The sequence below is a fragment of the Streptomyces sp. NPDC041940 genome (assembly GCF_055589465.1).
On record NZ_JBVJBP010000028.1, the window covers coordinates 67,715 to 87,623 of the forward strand.

15 protein-coding genes and 1 tRNA gene are annotated in these 19,909 nt (G+C 67.8%); 14 read left to right on the forward strand and 2 right to left on the reverse strand.

What is annotated here, in order from left to right; all coding sequences use genetic code 11:
• Window positions 1–19 precede the first annotated feature (19 nt).
• The 3 genes from ACZ6I3_RS34790 (at window position 20) to ACZ6I3_RS34800 (ending at window position 3,038) form a co-directional block, all read left to right on the forward strand.
• A complete protein-coding gene (locus ACZ6I3_RS34790) occupies window positions 20–1,456 on the forward strand; it encodes an MFS transporter (protein WP_469420160.1) in 1,437 nt (478 codons plus the stop codon).
• Window positions 1,457–1,506: 50 nt separating this feature from the next.
• Complete coding sequence (locus tag ACZ6I3_RS34795) at window positions 1,507–1,887, forward strand: DUF3291 domain-containing protein (protein WP_469420162.1); 381 nt, start codon at window positions 1,507–1,509, stop codon at window positions 1,885–1,887.
• Window positions 1,888–1,979: 92 nt separating this feature from the next.
• Window positions 1,980–3,038 (forward strand): UDP-N-acetylmuramate dehydrogenase, encoded by a 1,059-nt coding sequence (locus ACZ6I3_RS34800; protein WP_469420164.1) that lies wholly within the window; start codon window positions 1,980–1,982, stop codon window positions 3,036–3,038.
• Window positions 3,039–3,051: 13 nt separating this feature from the next.
• On the opposite strand, the gene ACZ6I3_RS34805 is transcribed toward ACZ6I3_RS34800, so the two are convergent.
• Together ACZ6I3_RS34805 and ACZ6I3_RS34810 are read right to left on the reverse strand one after the other, a co-directional pair.
• Window positions 3,052–4,083, reverse strand: a complete 1,032-nt coding sequence (locus ACZ6I3_RS34805; RefSeq protein WP_469420166.1) for an adenosine deaminase — start codon at window positions 4,081–4,083, stop codon at window positions 3,052–3,054.
• 160 nt (window positions 4,084–4,243) lie between these two features.
• The gene (locus ACZ6I3_RS34810) at window positions 4,244–5,470 is read right to left on the reverse strand and encodes a pyridoxal phosphate-dependent aminotransferase (RefSeq protein ID WP_469420167.1); all 1,227 of its coding nucleotides are present in this window, start codon (window positions 5,468–5,470) and stop codon (window positions 4,244–4,246) included.
• Window positions 5,471–5,776: 306 nt separating this feature from the next.
• Here ACZ6I3_RS34810 and ACZ6I3_RS34815 point away from each other — a divergent pair.
• The 11 genes from ACZ6I3_RS34815 to ACZ6I3_RS34865 all read left to right on the forward strand — a co-directional run bounded on the left by ACZ6I3_RS34815 (window position 5,777) and on the right by ACZ6I3_RS34865 (window position 19,860).
• Window positions 5,777–5,849 (forward strand) — tRNA-Trp (locus tag ACZ6I3_RS34815).
• Between the two features lie 108 nt (window positions 5,850–5,957).
• A complete protein-coding gene (secE, locus tag ACZ6I3_RS34820) occupies window positions 5,958–6,242 on the forward strand; it encodes a preprotein translocase subunit SecE (protein ID WP_469420169.1) in 285 nt (94 codons plus the stop codon).
• An 80-nt stretch (window positions 6,243–6,322) separates the two neighbouring features.
• Window positions 6,323–7,147 carry a transcription termination/antitermination protein NusG gene (gene nusG, locus ACZ6I3_RS34825; RefSeq protein ID WP_469420171.1) on the forward strand — a complete coding sequence of 275 codons (825 nt, stop codon included), beginning with the start codon at window positions 6,323–6,325 and terminating at the stop codon, window positions 7,145–7,147.
• A gap of 161 nt (window positions 7,148–7,308) precedes the next feature.
• On the forward strand, window positions 7,309–7,743 hold the full coding sequence (rplK, locus tag ACZ6I3_RS34830) for a 50S ribosomal protein L11 (protein WP_031141270.1): 435 nt from the start codon (window positions 7,309–7,311) through the stop codon (window positions 7,741–7,743).
• A 76-nt stretch (window positions 7,744–7,819) separates the two neighbouring features.
• Complete coding sequence (rplA, locus tag ACZ6I3_RS34835; RefSeq protein ID WP_399018757.1) at window positions 7,820–8,545, forward strand: 50S ribosomal protein L1; 726 nt, start codon at window positions 7,820–7,822, stop codon at window positions 8,543–8,545.
• Between the two features lie 128 nt (window positions 8,546–8,673).
• Window positions 8,674–9,540 carry an SCO4651 family lipoprotein gene (locus ACZ6I3_RS34840; RefSeq protein ID WP_469420173.1) on the forward strand — a complete coding sequence of 289 codons (867 nt, stop codon included), beginning with the start codon at window positions 8,674–8,676 and terminating at the stop codon, window positions 9,538–9,540.
• Between the two features lie 92 nt (window positions 9,541–9,632).
• Window positions 9,633–10,463 (forward strand): SCO4651 family lipoprotein, encoded by an 831-nt coding sequence (locus ACZ6I3_RS34845; RefSeq protein WP_469420175.1) that lies wholly within the window; start codon window positions 9,633–9,635, stop codon window positions 10,461–10,463.
• A gap of 308 nt (window positions 10,464–10,771) precedes the next feature.
• Window positions 10,772–11,302 (forward strand): 50S ribosomal protein L10, encoded by a 531-nt coding sequence (gene rplJ / locus ACZ6I3_RS34850; RefSeq protein WP_184591473.1) that lies wholly within the window; start codon window positions 10,772–10,774, stop codon window positions 11,300–11,302.
• A gap of 114 nt (window positions 11,303–11,416) precedes the next feature.
• Window positions 11,417–11,806, forward strand: a complete 390-nt coding sequence (gene rplL, locus ACZ6I3_RS34855; protein ID WP_189728713.1) for a 50S ribosomal protein L7/L12 — start codon at window positions 11,417–11,419, stop codon at window positions 11,804–11,806.
• 574 nt (window positions 11,807–12,380) lie between these two features.
• Window positions 12,381–15,866, forward strand: coding sequence for a DNA-directed RNA polymerase subunit beta (rpoB, locus tag ACZ6I3_RS34860; RefSeq protein WP_468186880.1), 3,486 nt, complete (start codon window positions 12,381–12,383; stop codon window positions 15,864–15,866).
• 94 nt (window positions 15,867–15,960) lie between these two features.
• The gene (locus tag ACZ6I3_RS34865; protein WP_469420178.1) at window positions 15,961–19,860 is read left to right on the forward strand and encodes a DNA-directed RNA polymerase subunit beta'; all 3,900 of its coding nucleotides are present in this window, start codon (window positions 15,961–15,963) and stop codon (window positions 19,858–19,860) included.
• Window positions 19,861–19,909: the final 49 nt, after the last annotated feature.

A 19,909-nucleotide genomic window follows, 5' to 3' on the forward strand; every position in this document is an offset into this window, starting at 1 on the left:
ATCACTCTCTGGGGGAGCGATGTCACAGCCGACCGCACGCCGCGGGGGAGCCGCCTGGGCCCTCGTCATCACCAGCGTCGCCGGATTCATGGCGGCTCTCGACAACCTCGTCGTCACCACCGCCCTGCCCTCCATCCGCGAGGACCTCGGCGGAGCCCTGCACGACCTGGAATGGACCGTGAGCGCCTACACGCTCACCTTCGCCGTCCTGCTGATGTTCGGCGCGGCCCTCGGCGACCGCTTCGGCCGCCGCCGGCTCTTCATGGTGGGACTCGCCGTGTTCACCGGGGCCTCCGCCGCGGCGGCCATGGCACCCGGCATCGACTCCCTCATCGCCGCCCGTGCGGTCCAGGGCGCCGGCGCGGCCGTCATGATGCCGCTGACGCTCACCCTGCTGACGGCCGCCGTACCCGTGGCCAAGCGGGGCATGGCGTACGGCATCTGGGGCGCCGTCAACGGACTGGCCGTCGCCTCCGGGCCGCTGGTCGGCGGCACCCTCACCGAACACATCTCCTGGCAGTGGATCTTCTGGCTGAACGTTCCGCTGGGCCTGGCCCTGCTGCCGCTCGCCCGGCTGCGCCTCGCCGAGTCCCGCGGCACCGGGGCCCCGCTGGACATCCCCGGCACGCTGCTCGCCAGCGGCGGTCTCTTCGGGATCGTCTACGGCCTGGTCCGTGGCCCCGTGGACGGCTGGACCGGCTCGCTGGTCCTGACGGGCCTGTTCGCGGGCACCGCACTCCTCGCGGGCTTCGTCCTCTACAGCACGCGCGCCAAGAACCCCATGCTCCCGATGCGGCTCTTCCGCTCCCGGGCGTTCTCTGGCATCAACGCGGCGAGCCTGCTGATGTTCCTCGGCATGTTCGGCTCGATCTTCCTGCTCAGCCAGTACATGCAGGGTGTCCTCGGCTACTCGCCCACCGAGGCGGGCCTCAGGATGCTGCCCTGGACCGGAATGCCGATGCTGGTCGCCCCGATCGCCGGCCTCCTCGCCGACCGCATCGGCGGCCGCCCGGTCGTCGCCGCCGGTCTGTTCCTGCAGGCCCTGGGCCTCGGCTACATGTCGGTCGTAGCCACGGCGGACGCCTCCTACACCGCCCAGCTGCCCGCCCTGATCGTCAGCGGCATCGGCATGGCCCTGTACTTCGCCCCCGCCGCGCACCTGGTGATGTCCAGCGTCCGGCCCCAGGAGCAGGGCATCGCCTCCGGCGCGAACAACGCCCTGCGCGAGGTGGGCGGAGCGCTCGGCATCGCCGTCATGGCGTCGATCTTCGCGGCCCAGGGCGGCTACGAATCCGGCCAGACCTTCGTCGACGGCATGCGGCCTGCCCTGGTGACGGGCTCGGCGGTGGTCGGCCTCGCGGGCATCGCGGCCCTGCTCATCCCCACCCGGCGGCGCACCGAGCAGCAGACGGCCCCGGCCGAACCGGCACCCGTCCTGGAGACCGCTTCCCACTGACACCCATGGATCTGACGACCGGGATCCGACGACCCGAAGGAGGAACGGCCATGCCCACCCTTCCCTGGACCGTCCCGAACACCCCGCCCCAGGGCACCGAGGTGCACGTCTTCGCCTCCCGCTTCGAGACCCGGACCCTGTGGGGAGCGCTCAGGTTCCTCGCCGGTACGCCCGCCGTCTGGCGGCAGGTGAGCCGGAGCCCGGGCGCCTACGGGGCCACCCTGAAGGCGCAGCCCTTCAAGCGGACCTTCTGGACGCTGTCCGCCTGGGAGTCGAAGGAAGCCCTCCGCGCCTTCGTCCGCTCGGGTGCCCACGGGCCGGCCGCGCGGGGCCTCGCCCCGCAGATGGCGGACGCGGCGTTCACCACCTGGCAGGCGAAGAGCGAGGAACTCCCGCTCTCCTGGTCCGAGGCGATGCGGCGCCTGTCCTGACAGCCACGCGCGCGTGCGGCCCCCTTCCTCGCGAAGGCGGCCGCACGCACGCGTGCCCGAGCCTGTCAGTGCCGTCTCGTACTCTTGAGCCCGTGCAGGAACTCCACGACGCCCCCCTCGCCCCGCTGACCACCTTCCGGCTGGGCGGTCCCGCGACCCGGCTGATCACCGCGACGACGGACGACGAGGTGATCGCCGCCGTCCGCCAAGCCGACGAGGCGGGCACCCCCCTGCTGCTCATCGGCGGCGGCTCGAACCTGGTCATCGGTGACAAGGGCTTCGAGGGCACCGCCCTCGTCATCGCCACCCAGGGCTTCGCCCTCGACGGCACCCGGCTGGAGCTGGCCGCCGGCGAGGTGTGGACCGACGCCGTCGCCCGCACGGTGGAGGCGGGCCTCGCGGGCATCGAGTGCCTGGCCGGCATCCCGGGCTCGGCGGGCGCGACTCCCATCCAGAACGTCGGGGCGTACGGCCAGGAGGTCTCCTCGACGATCACCGAGGTCGTCGCGTACGACCGCCGGACCGGCGAGACCGTCACCCTGGCCAACGAGGACTGCGCCTTCTCCTACCGCCACAGCCGCTTCAAGTCCGACCCGGAGCGATTCGTGGTGCTGCGCGTGCGCTTCGCCCTGGAGGACGCGGGCGGCCTCTCCGCCCCCCTCAGGTACGCCGAGACGGCCCGCGCCCTCGGCGTCGAAGCGGGCGACCGCGTCCCGCTCGCGCAGGCGCGGGACACGGTGCTCAAGCTGCGCGCCGGCAAGGGCATGGTCCTGGACGCCGACGACCACGACACCTGGTCGGCCGGCTCCTTCTTCACCAACCCGATCCTCACGGACACCGACTTCGCGACGTTCCGCGCGCGCGTGAAGCAGCGCCTGGGCGACGACGCCGAGCCGCCCGCCTACCCGGCGGGGGAGGGCCACACCAAGACCTCCGCCGCCTGGCTGATCGACAAGGCGGGCTTCACCAAGGGCTACGGCGACGGCCCCGCCCGCATCTCCACGAAGCACACCCTGGCCCTCACCAACCGGGGGAGCGCGACCACGGAGGACCTCCTCGCCCTGGCCCGCGAAGTCGTGGCCGGTGTCCACGAGGCCTTCGGCATCACGCTGGTCAACGAGCCGGTGACGGTCGGGGTCAGCCTCCGGTAGGAGCGGCCGGGTGCTAGGACAGCAGCCAGCTGTCCACACCGGCCAGCAGCTTCTCCTTCACATCCCCCGGTGCCGCCGACCCCCGCACCGACTGCCGGGCCACCTCCGCCAGCTCCGCGTCCGTGAAGCCGTGATGCTGCCGCGCGATCTCGTACTGCGCCGCCAGCCGGGAGCCGAACAACAGCGGGTCGTCCGCGCCCAGAGCCATCGGGACACCCGCCTCGAACAGAGTCCGCAGGGGGACGTCCTCCGGCTTCTCGTAGACACCGAGCGCCACGTTCGACGCCGGGCACACCTCACACGTCACACCCCGGTCGGCCAGACGCTTCAGCAGCCGCGGGTCCTCCGCCGCCCGGACCCCGTGCCCGATCCGGTTCGCACCCAGGTCGTCCAGGCAGTCCCGTACCGACGACGGCCCCGTCAGCTCGCCCCCGTGCGGCGCCGACAGCAGCCCTGCCTCCCGCGCGATGCCGAACGCCCGGTCGAAGTCCCGTGCCATCCCCCGGCGTTCGTCGTTGGAGAGCCCGAAGCCGACCACGCCCCGGTCCGCGTACCGCACCGCCAGCCGGGCCAGGGTGCGCGCGTCCAGCGGGTGCTTCATCCGGTTCGCCGCGACCAGCACCCGCATACCGAGCCCCGTGTCACGCGATGTCGTCTCCACCGCGTCGAGGATGACCTCCAGCGCCGGGATCAGACCCCCCAGCAGCGGTGCGTACGACGTCGGGTCGACCTGGATCTCCAGCCACCCCGAGCCGTCCCGCAGATCCTCCTCCGCGGCCTCCCGCACCAGCCGCTGGATGTCCTCCGGCTCCCGCAGGCACGAGCGCGCCGCGTCGTACAGCCGCTGAAAGCGGAACCAGCCCCGCTCGTCCGTCGCCCGCAGTCTCGGCGGCTCCCCGCTGATCAGCGCCTCGCTCAGCGCGTCGGGCAGTCGCACCCCGTACTTGTCGGCCAGTTCCAGCACGGTCGAGGGCCGCATCGATCCGGTGAAGTGCAGGTGCAGATGGGCCTTCGGCAGTTCAGAGACATCACGTACACGCTCCATCCCAAGATCCTGCCGTATGCCTCAGCCGTCCCGACAGCGTTTTCCCCGAACGTGGTCTTGCTCGCACGCCCTCGCGACAACACGCGCACACGAGAAAGCGGGCCGCTCCCCGGCACAAGGGGAACGGCCCGCTACCAGCCACTCACGTGAGGGGCTGGTCTCAGTCCCTGGCCTCCGCCAGCAGCTTCTGGATCCGGCTCACGCCCTCGACGAGATCCTCGTCACCCAGCGCGTACGACAGCCGCAGGTACCCGGGCGTGCCGAACGCCTCGCCGGGCACCACCGCGACCTCGGACTCCTCCAGGATCAGCGCGGCCAGCTCGACCGTGTCCTTGGGCCGGCGCCCGCGGATCTCCTTGCCGACCAGACCCTTCACCGACGGGTACGCGTAGAACGCGCCCTCCGGCTCCGGGCACACCACGCCGTCGATCTCGTTCAGCATCCGCACGATGGTCTTGCGGCGCCGGTCGAAGGCCTCACGCATCGTGGCGACCGCGTCGAGGTCGCCGGAGACGGCGGCCAGCGCCGCGATCTGCGCCACGTTGGACACGTTCGACGTGGCGTGGGACTGCAGGTTCGTCGCGGCCTTGACCACGTCCTTCGGGCCGATGATCCACCCCACCCGCCAGCCGGTCATCGCGTACGTCTTCGCGACACCGTTGACCACGACGCACTTGTCGCGCAGCTCGGGCACCACGGCCGGCAGCGACACGGCGGACGCGTCGCCGTAGACCAGGTGCTCGTAGATCTCGTCGGTCAGCACCCACAGGCCGTGCTCGGCGGCCCAGCGGCCGATCGCCTCGGTCTCGGTCTCGCTGTACACCGCGCCCGTCGGGTTGGAGGGCGACACGAAGAGGACCACCTTGGTCTTCTCCGTACGGGCCGCCTCCAGCTGCTCCACGGACACCCGGTAGCCGGTGGTCTCGTCGGCGACGACCTCCACCGGGACACCCCCGGCCAGCCGGATCGACTCCGGGTACGTCGTCCAGTACGGCGCGGGCACGATGACCTCGTCGCCCGGGTCGAGGATCGCGGCGAAGGCCTCGTAGATGGCCTGCTTGCCACCGTTGGTGACGAGGATCTGCGACGCGTCGACCTCGTAGCCCGAGTCGCGCAGGGTCTTCGCGGCGATCGCGGCCTTCAGCTCGGGCAGACCGCCGGCCGGCGTGTAGCGGTGGAACTTCGGGTTCTTGCAGGCCTCGATCGCGGCCTCGACGATGTAGTCCGGGGTCGGGAAGTCGGGCTCACCGGCGCCGAAGCCGATCACCGGCCGCCCGGCGGCCTTGAGTGCCTTGGCCTTGGCGTCCACGGCGAGGGTGGCGGACTCGGAGATCGCGCCGACTCGGGCGGAGACCCGGCGCTCGGTGGGAGGGGTTGCAGGGCTCATGGGCCCCATCGTTTCAGACCGGAAACGCTCGCGGCACGGGGGTTTCACAGACTGAACAACGTCGGGCAAACCCCTGAACAACAGTACGGATCGGCCGCCCGGCCTGGGCGATCTTCAGCCTGAGGCCCGCCGCCGGCTTCCTGTCCCGGGGGCGATCTTGCGCCAACAAGGCCTCCCGCGGGCCCTTTCTGTTCGACGACCGGCCGCGGAGCACGTACACTCTCACCTCGTTGGCCTTCAGCAGGCCGCGCCCGTTCGGTGCACACCAAGCATCCGGATGGATGCGGTACGTTGGGGGACACACAAAGGGTCGTAGCTCAATTGGTAGAGCACTGGTCTCCAAAACCAGCGGTTGGGGGTTCAAGTCCCTCCGGCCCTGCTACACACACCTTCGCCAGGATGTGTGCGCATGTACGTACAGCAATGCACCGCCGTGCGGCTCAGACCGGGCGCGGCACGGCCACGACCCGGAATCAGGTGAGGACGAGTGACGGACGCCGTGGGCTCCATCGACATGCCTGATGCCCAGGATGAGGCGCCGGAGTCCAAGAGGGCCCGCAAGGGTGGCAAGCGCGGCAAGAAGGGCCCGCTGAAGCGCCTGGCCCTCTTCTACCGCCAGATCGTCGCGGAGCTGCGCAAGGTCGTCTGGCCGACGCGCAACCAGCTCACGACGTACACGACCGTGGTGATCATCTTTGTCGTCATCATGATCGGCCTGGTCACCGTGATTGACTATGGACTCAGCAACGCCGCCAAGTACGTGTTCGGCTGAGCAGCCCGCGAAGAGCGCCGAGGTACCCGGCGCTCCTTTCGCATGTTCCACCCCTATGTATCCAGGAAGAAGCAGCCACCGTGTCTGACCCGAACGTGAACGACGCCATCGAGCCTGTCGAGTCCGTCGAGGACGAGCTCGACACCGTCGAGGGCGCGGACAGCGAGGACACCGAGACCTCCGCCGAGGTCGAGGCTGCCGACGCCGTCGCGGACGAGGACGCCGAAGCGGAGTCCGAGGACGGCGAAGAGGCCGCGGAAGAACTCGAGGAAGAGCCCGAGGACGACCGCGACCCGATCGAGAAGCTCCGCGAGGAACTGCGGGTCCTGCCCGGCGAGTGGTACGTCATCCACACCTACGCCGGCTACGAGAACCGCGTGAAGACCAACCTCGAGCAGCGCGCCGTCTCGCTGAACGTCGAGGACTTCATCTTCCAGGCCGAGGTGCCGCAGGAAGAGGTCGCGCAGATCAAGAACGGCGAGCGCAAGACGATCAAGCAGAACAAGCTCCCGGGCTACGTTCTCGTCCGCATGGACCTGACGAACGAGTCCTGGGGCGTCGTCCGCAACACACCCGGCGTCACCGGCTTCGTGGGCAACGCCTACGACCCGTACCCGCTGACCCTGGACGAGATCGTCAAGATGCTCGCCCCCGAGGCCGAGGAGAAGGCCGCCCGCGAGGCCGCCGAGGCCGAGGGCAAGCCGGCTCCGGCCCGCAAGGTCGAGGTCCAGGTGCTGGACTTCGAGGTCGGCGACTCGGTCACCGTCACCGACGGCCCGTTCGCCACGCTGCAGGCGACCATCAACGAGATCAACCCGGACTCGAAGAAGGTCAAGGGCCTCGTCGAGATCTTCGGCCGCGAGACGCCGGTCGAGCTCTCCTTCGACCAGATCCAGAAGAACTAGCGGACACCAGCTTCCGAGCAGGTCAGACGGGCTCCTGGAGCCCGTCTGACCTGCTCGGTTTTTAGCCGCACATGGATACCCGTTATCGTTGTGCGGTATGCCTCCAGCCGGATGATCCGGTTCGGAGGCTGGAAAACTCTCACTAGGACCCGGAGAGAGCAATGCCTCCCAAGAAGAAGAAGGTCACGGGGCTCATCAAGCTCCAGATCCAGGCCGGTGCGGCCAACCCGGCTCCGCCGGTCGGCCCCGCGCTGGGCCAGCACGGCGTCAACATCATGGAGTTCTGCAAGGCCTACAACGCCGCGACCGAGTCGCAGCGTGGCTGGGTCATCCCGGTGGAGATCACGGTCTACGAGGACCGTTCCTTCACCTTCATCACCAAGACCCCGCCGGCCGCCAAGATGATCCTGAAGGCCGCGGGCATCGAGAAGGGCTCGGGCGAGCCGCACAAGACCAAGGTCGCGAAGATCACGCGTGACCAGGTCCGTGAGATCGCCACGACCAAGATGCCCGACCTCAACGCCAACGACCTGGACGCCGCCGCGAAGATCATCGCCGGCACCGCCCGTTCCATGGGCGTCACGGTCGAGGACTGAGCCCCAACTCCATCAGCAGAAGTGGCAGGGCCCGCTCGGCCCGGACCACGACTCCTAAGAATCCACAGGAGCAGTAGTGAGCAAGCGCAGCAAGTCCCTTCGCGCTGCGGACGCCAAGATCGACCGGGAGAAGCTCTACGCCCCGCTCGAGGCCGTCCGTCTCGCCAAGGAGACCTCCACGTCGAAGTTCGACGGCACCGTCGAGGTCGCCTTCCGCCTGGGTGTCGACCCGCGCAAGGCCGACCAGATGGTCCGTGGCACCGTGAACCTCCCGCACGGCACCGGTAAGACCGCCCGGGTCCTGGTCTTCGCGACCGGTGACCGTGCCGAGGCCGCACTCGCCGCGGGCGCCGACATCGTCGGCTCCGACGAGCTGATCGACGAGGTGTCGAAGGGCCGTCTGGACTTCGACGCCGTCGTCGCCACCCCGGACCTCATGGGCAAGGTCGGCCGCCTCGGCCGCGTGCTCGGCCCGCGTGGTCTGATGCCGAACCCGAAGACCGGCACCGTCACCCCCGATGTCACCAAGGCTGTCAACGACATCAAGGGCGGCAAGATCGAGTTCCGCGTCGACAAGCACTCGAACCTGCACTTCATCATCGGCAAGACGTCGTTCGACGACACCAAGCTGGTGGAGAACTACGGCGCGGCGCTGGAGGAGATCCTCCGTCTGAAGCCGTCCGCCGCCAAGGGCCGTTACATCAAGAAGGCCGCCATCAGCACCACGATGGGCCCCGGCATTCCGCTGGACTCGAACCGCACCCGCAACCTCCTCGTCGAGGAGGACCCGGCCGCGGTCTGAGCCTGACGGCTCGCCCAACCGGTCACGGGCCTCGCACCTCTCACAGGTGCGGGGCCCGTTCCCTTTTCCGGTACGTACGCCGGTGGCCTGGGTTAACGTGCGGGAACCGGATACGAACGGGGGGACGTATGCAGGGCACGACCGTGCGTCGCGTGGGCCTGGTGCTCGCGGTGGCGACCGCGCTGACTGGGGTGGCCGCCTGCACCTTCACGGACTCCTCCGACCGCCCCGGCAAGGACGACCGTGCCGCGCGCTCCACCTCCCTGGCAGCCCTGCGCTCCGCCGAACGGGCCACCGCACGGGCCGAGTCAGCCCGGGTCGAGTCCACGACGACCATGGGCTCGCTGATGTCCATGACCGCCGACGGCACCCTCGGCTGGGGCGACGGCATCACCGGCACCCTCACCATCACCTACACCGGTGGCACGATCGCCGACACCATGCGCCGGCTCGGCACCACCTCGATGGAGGCCCGCTACCTGCCCGACGCCTACTACGCGCGCATGGGCGACAAGTTCGCCGAGCAGACCGGCGGCAGACACTGGATCCGGTACGCGTACGACGACCTCGAAGCACTCGCCGGCGGCTCCGGGGCCCGTCTCGGCGACCAGATGCGCGCCACCACGCCCAACCAGTCCGTGAAGCTCCTGCTGGCTTCCGAAGACGTCAGAAAGGTCGGCGAGGAGACCGTGCGCGGCCGGGCCGCCACGCACTACTCCGGCACCGTGGCCGCGGCGGACGTCACCGACGAGGGCCTGAGGAAGCAGCTGACCGAGGCCGGCGTCACCACCGAGACCGTCGACATCTGGATCGACGAGCGGAATCTCCTCGTCAAGAAGGTGGAGAAGGCGCGGATGACCACGGGCCGGATGACCCAGAGCGCGCACTACCGCGACTACGGCGTACGGGTCCGGGCCCAGCGGCCCCCGCTGTCCGACACCGGTGACTTCGAGGACCTGATGCGGAAGAAGGCCGGTTCAGCCGGTAAGCCCTGAGGTTGCCGTGAATTCGGTTAGATCACTTGTGCCCCCTGAGGTACGCTCACGGCCTTGCTGTGAAGCAAGTCTGCATTCCTTGGGGGGAATCAATGAAGACATCCATGCCCGTCGCAGGCCTGGGCGCGCTGCTTCTCGCCGCCGGTGCCGTCGGCTGCGGATCCGAGCAGTCGCCGGAGATGACGCCCGCGGCCGCCGTCGCCAAGGCCGCGAAGAACACCGAGGACATCACGTCCCTCCGGTACCGCATGAGCGGCACGAGCCCGGGTGAGGGCCGGGTCAAGGGCGAGGCGTCGATGCGCCTGAAGCCCACGATCGCCATGAGCATGAAGGTGGAGGCGCCCGACAAGGGAACCACCGAGGCCATGGAGATCCGCCTCGTCGACAAGGCCATGTATCTCGGTGGGGGAGCCGAGATGGCCAAGGAGATGGACGGCAAGAAGTGGCTCAAGTTCGACCTGTCCGGGTCCGAGGCGGGCAAGGAACTGGACCAGATGGGCAGCAGCACGAGCCAGGCCGAGCAGAACCCGGCGGCCGAGTCCGCCTTCCTCACGGGCGCCAAGGACGTGAAGAAGGTCGGCTCCGAGAAGGTCGACGGCGTCGAGACGACCCACTACTCGGGCACGGTCACCCTCGCCGACCTGCGCGCCTCGCTCAAGGACGCCAAGGCGGACACCCGCAAGCAGCGCGAGAAGAGCATCAAGCAGTACGAGAAGCTCGGCGCCGACAAGCTCACGATGGACATGTGGATCGACGGCGACGACCACACCAAGCAGTTCCGCATGAAGGGCGAGGCCGACAAGGGTCCGCTCGACATGACCATCACCTTCCTCGACTACAACAAGCCGGTGGACGTCAAGGCGCCGCCCGCCAAGGAGGTCGCGGACCTCGCCGGCATGTTCAAGGAGCTGGAGCAGGGCTGATCCGCCCCGCACCGATCCGGCGTACGGGCGGATTTGCTTGACGGCGATCCGTTCCCGTACCCTCCTGTAGAAGCCAAAGACCGCTGGTCGTTACCGCGTGCTCGGAAGAGGGCGCGGTGGCCGAAGGATCCGCTGAACGGCGGACGACCCGCGCAGGTGACACTGGAAGAGCTCCCGGAGTTCGCCGCCGTGTGCGAGCGGACAAACGGTCGAGCTACGCCCCGTGCGCTTGCGCCGGGGCGTTTCGTTTTCCCCAGTCCTCCTTCGGGTCCGCGCGGTCCGAATCACCCGGAAGGAGGCCGAGGCTCATGGCGAGGCCTGACAAGGTCGATGCCGTCGAGGAGATGCGGGACAAGTTCCGCAACTCCAACGGTGCCGTCGTTACCGCGTACACCGGTCTCACCGTGGCGCAGCTGCAGCAGCTGCGTCGTTCACTCGGTGAGAACGCTAACTACCGTGTGGCGAAGAACACGCTGACCAAGATTGCGGCCAATGAGGCCGGGATCAACACGATCGACGACCTCTTCACGGGTTCGTCGGCCGTCGCCTTCGTGACCGGTGACCCGGTCGAGGCGGCGAAGGGTCTCCGCGACTTCGCCAAGGACAACCCGAACCTCGTCATCAAGGGCGGTGTCCTTGACGGCAAGGCGCTGTCCGCCGACGAGATCAAGAAGCTTGCGGACCTCGAGTCCCGCGAGGTTCTGCTCTCCAAGCTGGCCGGTGCCATGAAGGGCAAGCAGTCCCAGGCTGCCTCTGTCTTCCAGGCGCTGCCGTCGAAGCTCGTCCGCACCGTGGACGCGCTCCGTGCCAAGCAGGACGAGCAGGGCGGTGCCGAGTAACTCGGCTCGCATCCCGGTCCCCGCTGCCTGAACGCGGAGACCGTCGCGGGCCAGACGTACGCCCGCCTCACATGTACATCCGGCACCTGCCGATTTAGTGGAAGGACCGCCATCATGGCGAAGCTCAGCCAGGACGACCTGCTCGCCCAGTTCGAAGAGATGACCCTCATCGAGCTCTCCGAGTTCGTGAAGGCGTTCGAGGAGAAGTTCGACGTCACCGCCGCCGCTGCCGCGCCGGTCGTCGTCGCCGGTGGTGCCGCTGGTGGCGCCGCCGCCGAGGCCGCCGAGGAGCAGGACGAGTTCGACGTCATCCTCACCGGTGCCGGCGACAAGAAGATCCAGGTCATCAAGGTCGTGCGTGAGCTGACCTCCCTGGGTCTGAAGGAGGCCAAGGACCTCGTGGACGGCGCCCCGAAGCCCGTTCTCGAGAAGGTCGCCAAGGACGCCGCCGAGAAGGCCGCCGAGTCCCTCAAGGGCGCCGGCGCCTCCGTCGAGGTCAAGTAAGACCTCTCGGATCCGCCAGGATCCACGACACGTCCTCCTGGGCGTGTAACGCGTAAGCGCGGAAGAGCGATCATCCATCCGGGTGGTCGCTCTTCGGCGTTCCCGGGGTCCGGCCACGGTTGCCTTGCACCCTCTGTGACGGGGGGTATGGTGATCTTCGTTGTGTCTCCGGGCGGCTCCGGTTCGGGCAGGGGGGGCCTTGACGAACCGCACGCAGCGCGCAATTCTCAGGACGCGTCGTCACAACGATCCGTATCCGAGGCATGGATCGACGACGAAGAGGGCAGTATCAACGTGCGTTGAGGGCAGCGCCTTGTCGCAGGAGTGGAACAACGAGGGTGAACACGGGTTCCAGAACCCGCACTGGACATCAGTGTGCCGAGTGGCTACACTGACCCTTTGCGCTGCCTGTTAGCTGTCCCCTGCCCGTCACCAGGGGTCTGCCCTCGCCCGAGCATCGATGACAAGACCTGTCTGACCTGGCTTTTCGGCCGGACTGACACTGCTTGTCTCTGTGTACGGGAGAGGGGCCGGTACGCGCGTAGTGAGTCCGAGCCCTCGGAAGGACCCCCTCTTGGCCGCCTCGCGCAACGCCTCGACCGCGAATACGAACAACGCCGCCAGCACTGCCCCGCTGCGCATCTCTTTTGCAAAGATCAAGGAGCCTCTCGAGGTTCCGAACCTGCTCGCGCTGCAGACCGAGAGCTTCGACTGGCTGCTCGGCAACACCGCTTGGCAGAGTCGGGTCGAGGAGGCTCTGGACAGCGGTCAGGACGTCCCCACCAAGTCCGGTCTGGAGGAGATCTTCGAGGAGATCTCCCCGATCGAGGACTTCAGCGGGTCGATGTCGCTGACCTTCCGTGACCACCGCTTCGAGCCGCCGAAGAACTCGATCGACGAGTGCAAGGAGCGCGACTTCACGTACGCGGCCCCGCTCTTCGTCACCGCCGAGTTCACCAACAACGAGACCGGCGAGATCAAGTCCCAGACCGTCTTCATGGGCGACTTCCCGCTCATGACGAACAAGGGCACCTTCGTCATCAACGGCACCGAGCGTGTCGTGGTGTCGCAGCTGGTCCGTTCGCCCGGTGTCTACTTCGACTCCTCGATCGACAAGACGTCCGACAAGGACATCTTCTCCGCCAAGGTCATCCCGTCCCGGGGTGCCTGGCTGGAGCTGGAGATCGACAAGCGCGACATGGTCGGTGTCCGCATCGACCGCAAGCGCAAGCAGTCCGTCACCGTCCTGCTCAAGGCTCTCGGTTGGACGACCGAGCAGATCCTGGAGGAGTTCGGCGAGTACGAGTCCATGCGCGCCACCCTGGAGAAGGACCACACCCAGGGCCAGGACGACGCGCTGCTCGACATCTACCGCAAGCTGCGTCCGGGCGAGCCCCCCACGCGTGAGGCCGCGCAGACGCTCCTTGAGAACCTGTACTTCAACCCCAAGCGCTACGACCTCGCCAAGGTCGGCCGCTACAAGGTCAACAAGAAGCTGGGCGCGGACGCTCCGCTCGACGCCGGCATCCTGACCGTCGAGGACGTCATCTCGACGATCAAGTACCTGGTGAAGCTGCACGCGGGCGAGACCGAGACGGTCGGCGACAGTGGCACCTCGATCGTCGTCGAGACCGACGACATCGACCACTTCGGCAACCGCCGTCTGCGCAGCGTCGGCGAGCTCATCCAGAACCAGGTCCGTACGGGTCTGGCGCGTATGGAGCGTGTCGTCCGCGAGCGGATGACGACTCAGGACGTCGAGGCGATCACGCCGCAGACCCTGATCAACATCCGGCCGGTCGTCGCCTCCATCAAGGAGTTCTTCGGCACCAGCCAGCTGTCGCAGTTCATGGACCAGAACAACCCGCTGTCGGGTCTGACGCACAAGCGGCGTCTCTCGGCTCTGGGTCCCGGTGGTCTGTCCCGTGAGCGGGCCGGCTTCGAGGTCCGTGACGTGCACCCCTCGCACTACGGCCGCATGTGCCCGATCGAGACGCCCGAAGGCCCGAACATCGGTCTGATCGGCTCGCTCGCCTCCTACGGCCGGGTCAACGCGTTCGGTTTCGTCGAGACCCCGTACCGCAAGGTCTTCGAGGGCCAGGTCACCGACGACGTCGACTACCTGACCGCCGACGAGGAGGACCGCTTCGTCATCGCGCAGGCCAACGCGCCGCTGACGGACGACCTCCGCTTCGCCGAGGCCCGGGTGCTCGTCCGCCGTAAGGGCGGCGAGGTCGACTACGTCACCGGTGAAGACGTGGACTACATGGACGTCTCGCCGCGCCAGATGGTGTCGGTCGCGACGGCCATGATCCCCTTCCTCGAGCACGACGACGCCAACCGTGCCCTCATGGGCGCGAACATGATGCGTCAGGCCGTGCCGCTGATTAAGTCCGAGGCCCCGCTCGTCGGCACCGGCATGGAGTACCGCTCCGCCGCCGACGCCGGCGACGTGGTCAAGGCCGAGAAGCCGGGTGTGGTCCAGGAGGTCTCCGCGGACTACATCACCACCGCCAACGACGACGGCACGTACATCACGTACCGCCTGGCCAAGTTCGCCCGCTCCAACCAGGGCACCTCGGTCAACCAGAAGGTCATCGTCAACGAGGGCGACCGGATCATCGAGGGCCAGATCCTCGCCGACGGTCCGGCCACCCAGCACGGTGAGATGGCGCTGGGCAAGAACCTGCTCGTGGCGTTCATGCCGTGGGAGGGTCACAACTACGAGGACGCGATCATCCTGTCGCAGCGCCTCGTGCAGGACGACGTCCTCTCCTCGATCCACATCGAGGAGCACGAGGTCGACGCCCGTGACACCAAGCTCGGCCCCGAGGAGATCACCCGGGACATCCCGAACGTCTCCGAGGAGGTCCTCGCCGACCTCGACGAGCGCGGCATCATCCGCATCGGTGCCGAGGTCGTCGCCGGCGACATCCTCGTCGGCAAGGTCACGCCCAAGGGCGAGACCGAGCTGACGCCGGAGGAGCGCCTGCTGCGCGCGATCTTCGGTGAGAAGGCCCGTGAGGTCCGTGACACCTCGCTGAAGGTGCCGCACGGTGAGATCGGCAAGGTCATCGGCGTCCGCGTCTTCGACCGCGAGGAGGGCGACGAGCTTCCCCCCGGTGTGAACCAGCTGGTGCGCGTGTACGTCGCGCAGAAGCGCAAGATCACCGACGGTGACAAGCTCGCCGGCCGCCACGGCAACAAGGGCGTCATCTCGAAGATCCTGCCGATCGAGGACATGCCGTTCCTGGAGGACGGCACCCCGGTCGACATCATCCTCAACCCGCTCGGTGTGCCGTCCCGAATGAACCCGGGTCAGGTCCTGGAGATCCACCTCGGCTGGCTCGCCAGCCGCGGCTGGGACGTCTCCGGCCTCGCGGACGACTGGGCGCAGCGCCTCCAGGCCATCGAGGCCGACAAGGTCGAGCCCGGCACCAACGTCGCGACCCCGGTCTTCGACGGTGCCCGCGAGGACGAGCTCGCCGGTCTGCTGAACCACACGATCCCGAACCGCGACGGCGAGCGCATGGTGCTCCCGACCGGTAAGGCGCCGCTGTTCGACGGCCGCTCCGGCGAGCCGTTCCCGGAGCCGATCTCGGTCGGCTACATGTACATCCTGAAGCTGCACCACCTGGTCGACGACAAGCTGCACGCCCGTTCGACCGGTCCGTACTCGATGATCACCCAGCAGCCGCTGGGTGGTAAGGCCCAGTTCGGTGGCCAGCGCTTCGGTGAGATGGAGGTGTGGGCGCTGGAGGCTTACGGCGCCGCGTACGCCCTCCAGGAGCTGCTGACCATCAAGTCCGACGACGTCACCGGCCGCGTGAAGGTCTACGAGGCCATCGTCAAGGGCGAGAACATTCCCGAGCCCGGCATCCCCGAGTCCTTCAAGGTGCTCATCAAGGAGATGCAGTCCCTGTGCCTCAACGTGGAGGTGCTGTCCTCGGACGGCATGTCCATCGAGATGCGCGACACCGACGAGGACGTCTTCCGCGCTGCGGAGGAGCTTGGCATCGACCTGTCCCGGCGCGAGCCGAGCAGCGTCGAAGAGGTCTGACGGGAGTTCGGAGGCCTTCGCGATGAAGGCCTCCGGCCCCAGGACCCCCGTATCAGACCCCATGACTTACAACCCTGAGAGGGATTGACGCATAGTGCTCGACGTCAACTTCTTCGACGAGCTCCGGATCGGTCTGGCTACCGCTGACGACATCCGTCAGTGGAGCCACGGCGAGGTCAAGAAGCCCGAGACGATCAACTACCGCACGCTCAAGCCCGAAAAGGACGGACTCTTCTGCGAGAAGATCTTCGGTCCGACCCGGGACTGGGAGTGCTACTGCGGCAAGTACAAGCGTGTCCGCTTCAAGGGCATCATCTGTGAGCGCTGTGGCGTCGAGGTCACCCGCGCCAAGGTGCGTCGTGAGCGGATGGGCCACATCGAGCTGGCCGCGCCCGTCACGCACATCTGGTACTTCAAGGGCGTCCCGTCGCGTCTGGGCTACCTGCTCGACCTGGCTCCCAAGGACCTCGAGAAGGTCATCTACTTCGCGGCGTACATGATCACGTACGTCGACGAGGAGCGCCGTACGCGCGACCTGCCCTCGCTGGAGGCCCACGTCTCCGTCGAGCGCCAGCAGGTCGAGCAGCGCCGCGACGCCGACCTGGAGGCCCGCGCCAAGAAGCTCGAGACCGACCTGGCCGAGCTGGAGGCCGAGGGCGCCAAGGCCGACGTGCGCCGCAAGGTGCGCGAGGGTGCCGAGCGCGAGATGAAGCAGCTGCGTGACCGTGCGCAGCGCGAGATCGACCGCCTCGACGAGGTGTGGAACCGCTTCAAGAACCTCAAGGTCCAGGACCTCGAGGGCGACGAGCTGCTCTACCGCGAGCTGCGTGACCGCTTCGGCACGTACTTCGACGGCTCGATGGGTGCCGCGGCGCTGCAGAAGCGCCTGGAGTCCTTCGACCTCGACGAGGAGGCCGAGAAGCTCCGCGAGATCATCCGTACCGGCAAGGGCCAGAAGAAGACCCGTGCGCTCAAGCGCCTGAAGGTCGTCTCCGCGTTCCTGCAGACCAGCAACAGCCCCAAGGGCATGGTGCTCGACTGCGTGCCGGTCATCCCGCCGGACCTTCGCCCGATGGTGCAGCTGGACGGTGGCCGCTTCGCGACCTCCGACCTGAACGACCTGTACCGCCGTGTGATCAACCGGAACAACCGCCTGAAGCGCCTTCTCGACCTCGGTGCGCCCGAGATCATCGTGAACAACGAGAAGCGCATGCTCCAGGAGGCCGTCGACGCGCTGTTCGACAACGGCCGTCGTGGACGTCCGGTCACCGGTCCCGGTAACCGCCCGCTGAAGTCCCTCAGCGACATGCTGAAGGGCAAGCAGGGTCGCTTCCGTCAGAACCTGCTCGGTAAGCGTGTGGACTACTCCGCGCGTTCCGTGATCGTCGTCGGTCCGCAGCTGAAGCTGCACCAGTGCGGTCTGCCGAAGGCGATGGCGCTGGAGCTCTTCAAGCCGTTCGTGATGAAGCGCCTGGTCGACCTGAACCACGCGCAGAACATCAAGAGCGCCAAGCGCATGGTCGAGCGCGGCCGCACGGTCGTGTACGACGTGCTGGAAGAGGTCATCGCGGAGCACCCGGTTCTGCTGAACCGTGCGCCCACGCTGCACCGCCTCGGCATCCAGGCCTTCGAGCCGCAGCTGGTCGAGGGCAAGGCCATCCAGATCCACCCGCTCGTCTGCACCGCGTTCAACGCGGACTTCGACGGTGACCAGATGGCCGTCCACCTGCCGCTCTCCGCGGAGGCGCAGGCCGAGGCCCGCATCCTGATGCTGTCCTCGAACAACATCCTCAAGCCCGCCGACGGCCGTCCGGTGACGATGCCGACCCAGGACATGGTCCTCGGTCTGTTCTTCCTCACCACCGACGGCGAGATGCGCGACCTCAAGGGCGAGGGCCGTTCCTTCGCCTCGGTCGCCGAGGCGATCATGGCCTTCGACGCGGGCGAGCTGTCGCTCCAGTCGAAGATCGACGTCCGCTTCCCGGTCGGCACCATCCCGCCGCGTGGCTGGATGCCGCCGGCGCGTGAGGAGGGCGAGCCCGAGTGGCAGCAGGGTGACAGCTTCCGGCTGAACACCACCCTGGGCCGCGCGCTCTTCAACGAGCTGCTGCCCGAGGACTACCCGTTCGTCGACTACGAGGTCGGCAAGAAGCAGCTCTCCGAGATCGTCAACGACCTCGCCGAGCGCTACCCCAAGGTCATCGTGGCGGCGACGCTCGACAACCTGAAGGCGGCCGGCTTCTTCTGGGCGACCCGCTCCGGCGTCACCGTGGCCATCTCCGACGTCGTCGTTCCCGAGGCGAAGAAGGAGATCGTCAAGGGCTACGAGGCGCAGGACGAGAAGGTCCAGAAGCAGTACGAGCGCGGTCTGATCACCAAGGACGAGCGCACGCAGGAGCTCATCGCGATCTGGACCAAGGCGACCAACGAGGTCGCCGAGGCGATGAACGACAACTTCCCGAAGACCAACCCGATCTTCATGATGGTGAACTCGGGTGCACGAGGCAACATGATGCAGATGCGTCAGATCGCCGGTATGCGTGGTCTGGTGTCGAACGCGAAGAACGAGACGATCCCGCGCCCGATCAAGGCGTCGTTCCGTGAGGGTCTGTCCGTGCTGGAGTACTTCATCTCCACGCACGGTGCCCGTAAGGGTCTGGCGGACACCGCTCTGCGTACCGCCGACTCGGGTTACCTCACCCGTCGTCTGGTCGACGTCTCCCAGGACGTCATCATCCGCGAGGAGGACTGCGGCACCGAGCGCGGTCTGAAGCTGCGGATCGCCTCGAAGGACGAGACCGGTGTCCTGCGCAAGGCCGAGGACGTCGAGACCAGCGTCTACGCCCGCATGCTCGCCCAGGACGTCGTCATCGACGGCAAGGTGATCGCGCCGGCCAACGTGGACCTGGGCGACGTGCTCATCGACCAGCTCGTGCACCACGGTGTCGAGGAGGTCAAGACCCGCTCGATCCTGACCTGCGAGTCGCACGTCGGCACCTGCGCCATGTGCTACGGCCGTTCGCTGGCCACCGGCAAGCTGGTCGACATCGGTGAGGCGGTCGGCATCATCGCCGCCCAGTCCATCGGTGAGCCCGGCACCCAGCTGACGATGCGTACCTTCCACACCGGTGGTGTGGCCGGTGACGACATCACCCAGGGTCTGCCGCGTGTCGTCGAGCTCTTCGAGGCCCGTACCCCGAAGGGTGTCGCCCCGATCTCCGAGGCCTCCGGCCGCGTGCGGATCGAGGAGACCGAGAAGACCAAGAAGCTCGTCGTCACCCCGGACGACGGCAGCGACGAGACGGCGTTCCCGATCTCGAAGCGTGCCCGTCTCCTCGTCAGCGAGGGCGAGCACGTCGAGGTGGGCCAGAAGCTCACCGTGGGTGCCACCAACCCGCACGACGTGCTGCGCATCCTGGGTCAGCGTGCCGTCCAGGTCCACCTGGTCGGCGAGGTCCAGAAGGTCTACAACTCGCAGGGTGTGTCGATCCACGACAAGCACATCGAGATCATCATCCGGCAGATGCTCCGCCGCGTGACGATCATCGAGTCCGGCGACGCCGAGCTGCTGCCCGGCGAGCTGGTCGAGCGCTCGAAGTTCGAGACCGAGAACCGTCGTGTGGTCCAGGAGGGCGGTCACCCGGCCTCCGGTCGTCCGCAGCTGATGGGTATCACCAAGGCCTCGCTGGCGACGGAATCCTGGCTGTCGGCCGCCTCCTTCCAGGAGACGACCCGAGTCCTGACGGACGCGGCGATCAACGCCAAGTCCGACAGCCTCATCGGCCTCAAGGAGAACGTCATCATCGGTAAGCTCATCCCGGCCGGTACGGGTCTGTCCCGCTACCGCAACATCCGGGTCGAGCCGACCGAGGAGGCCAAGGCCGCGATGTACTCGGCCGTCGGCTACGACGACATCGACTACTCGCCGTTCGGTACGGGCTCTGGGCAGGCCGTACCGCTGGAGGACTACGACTACGGGCCGTACAACCAGTAAGCGAGTCGCTTGAGTCGGAGGGCGGTCACCTTGGGGTGGCCGCCCTTCG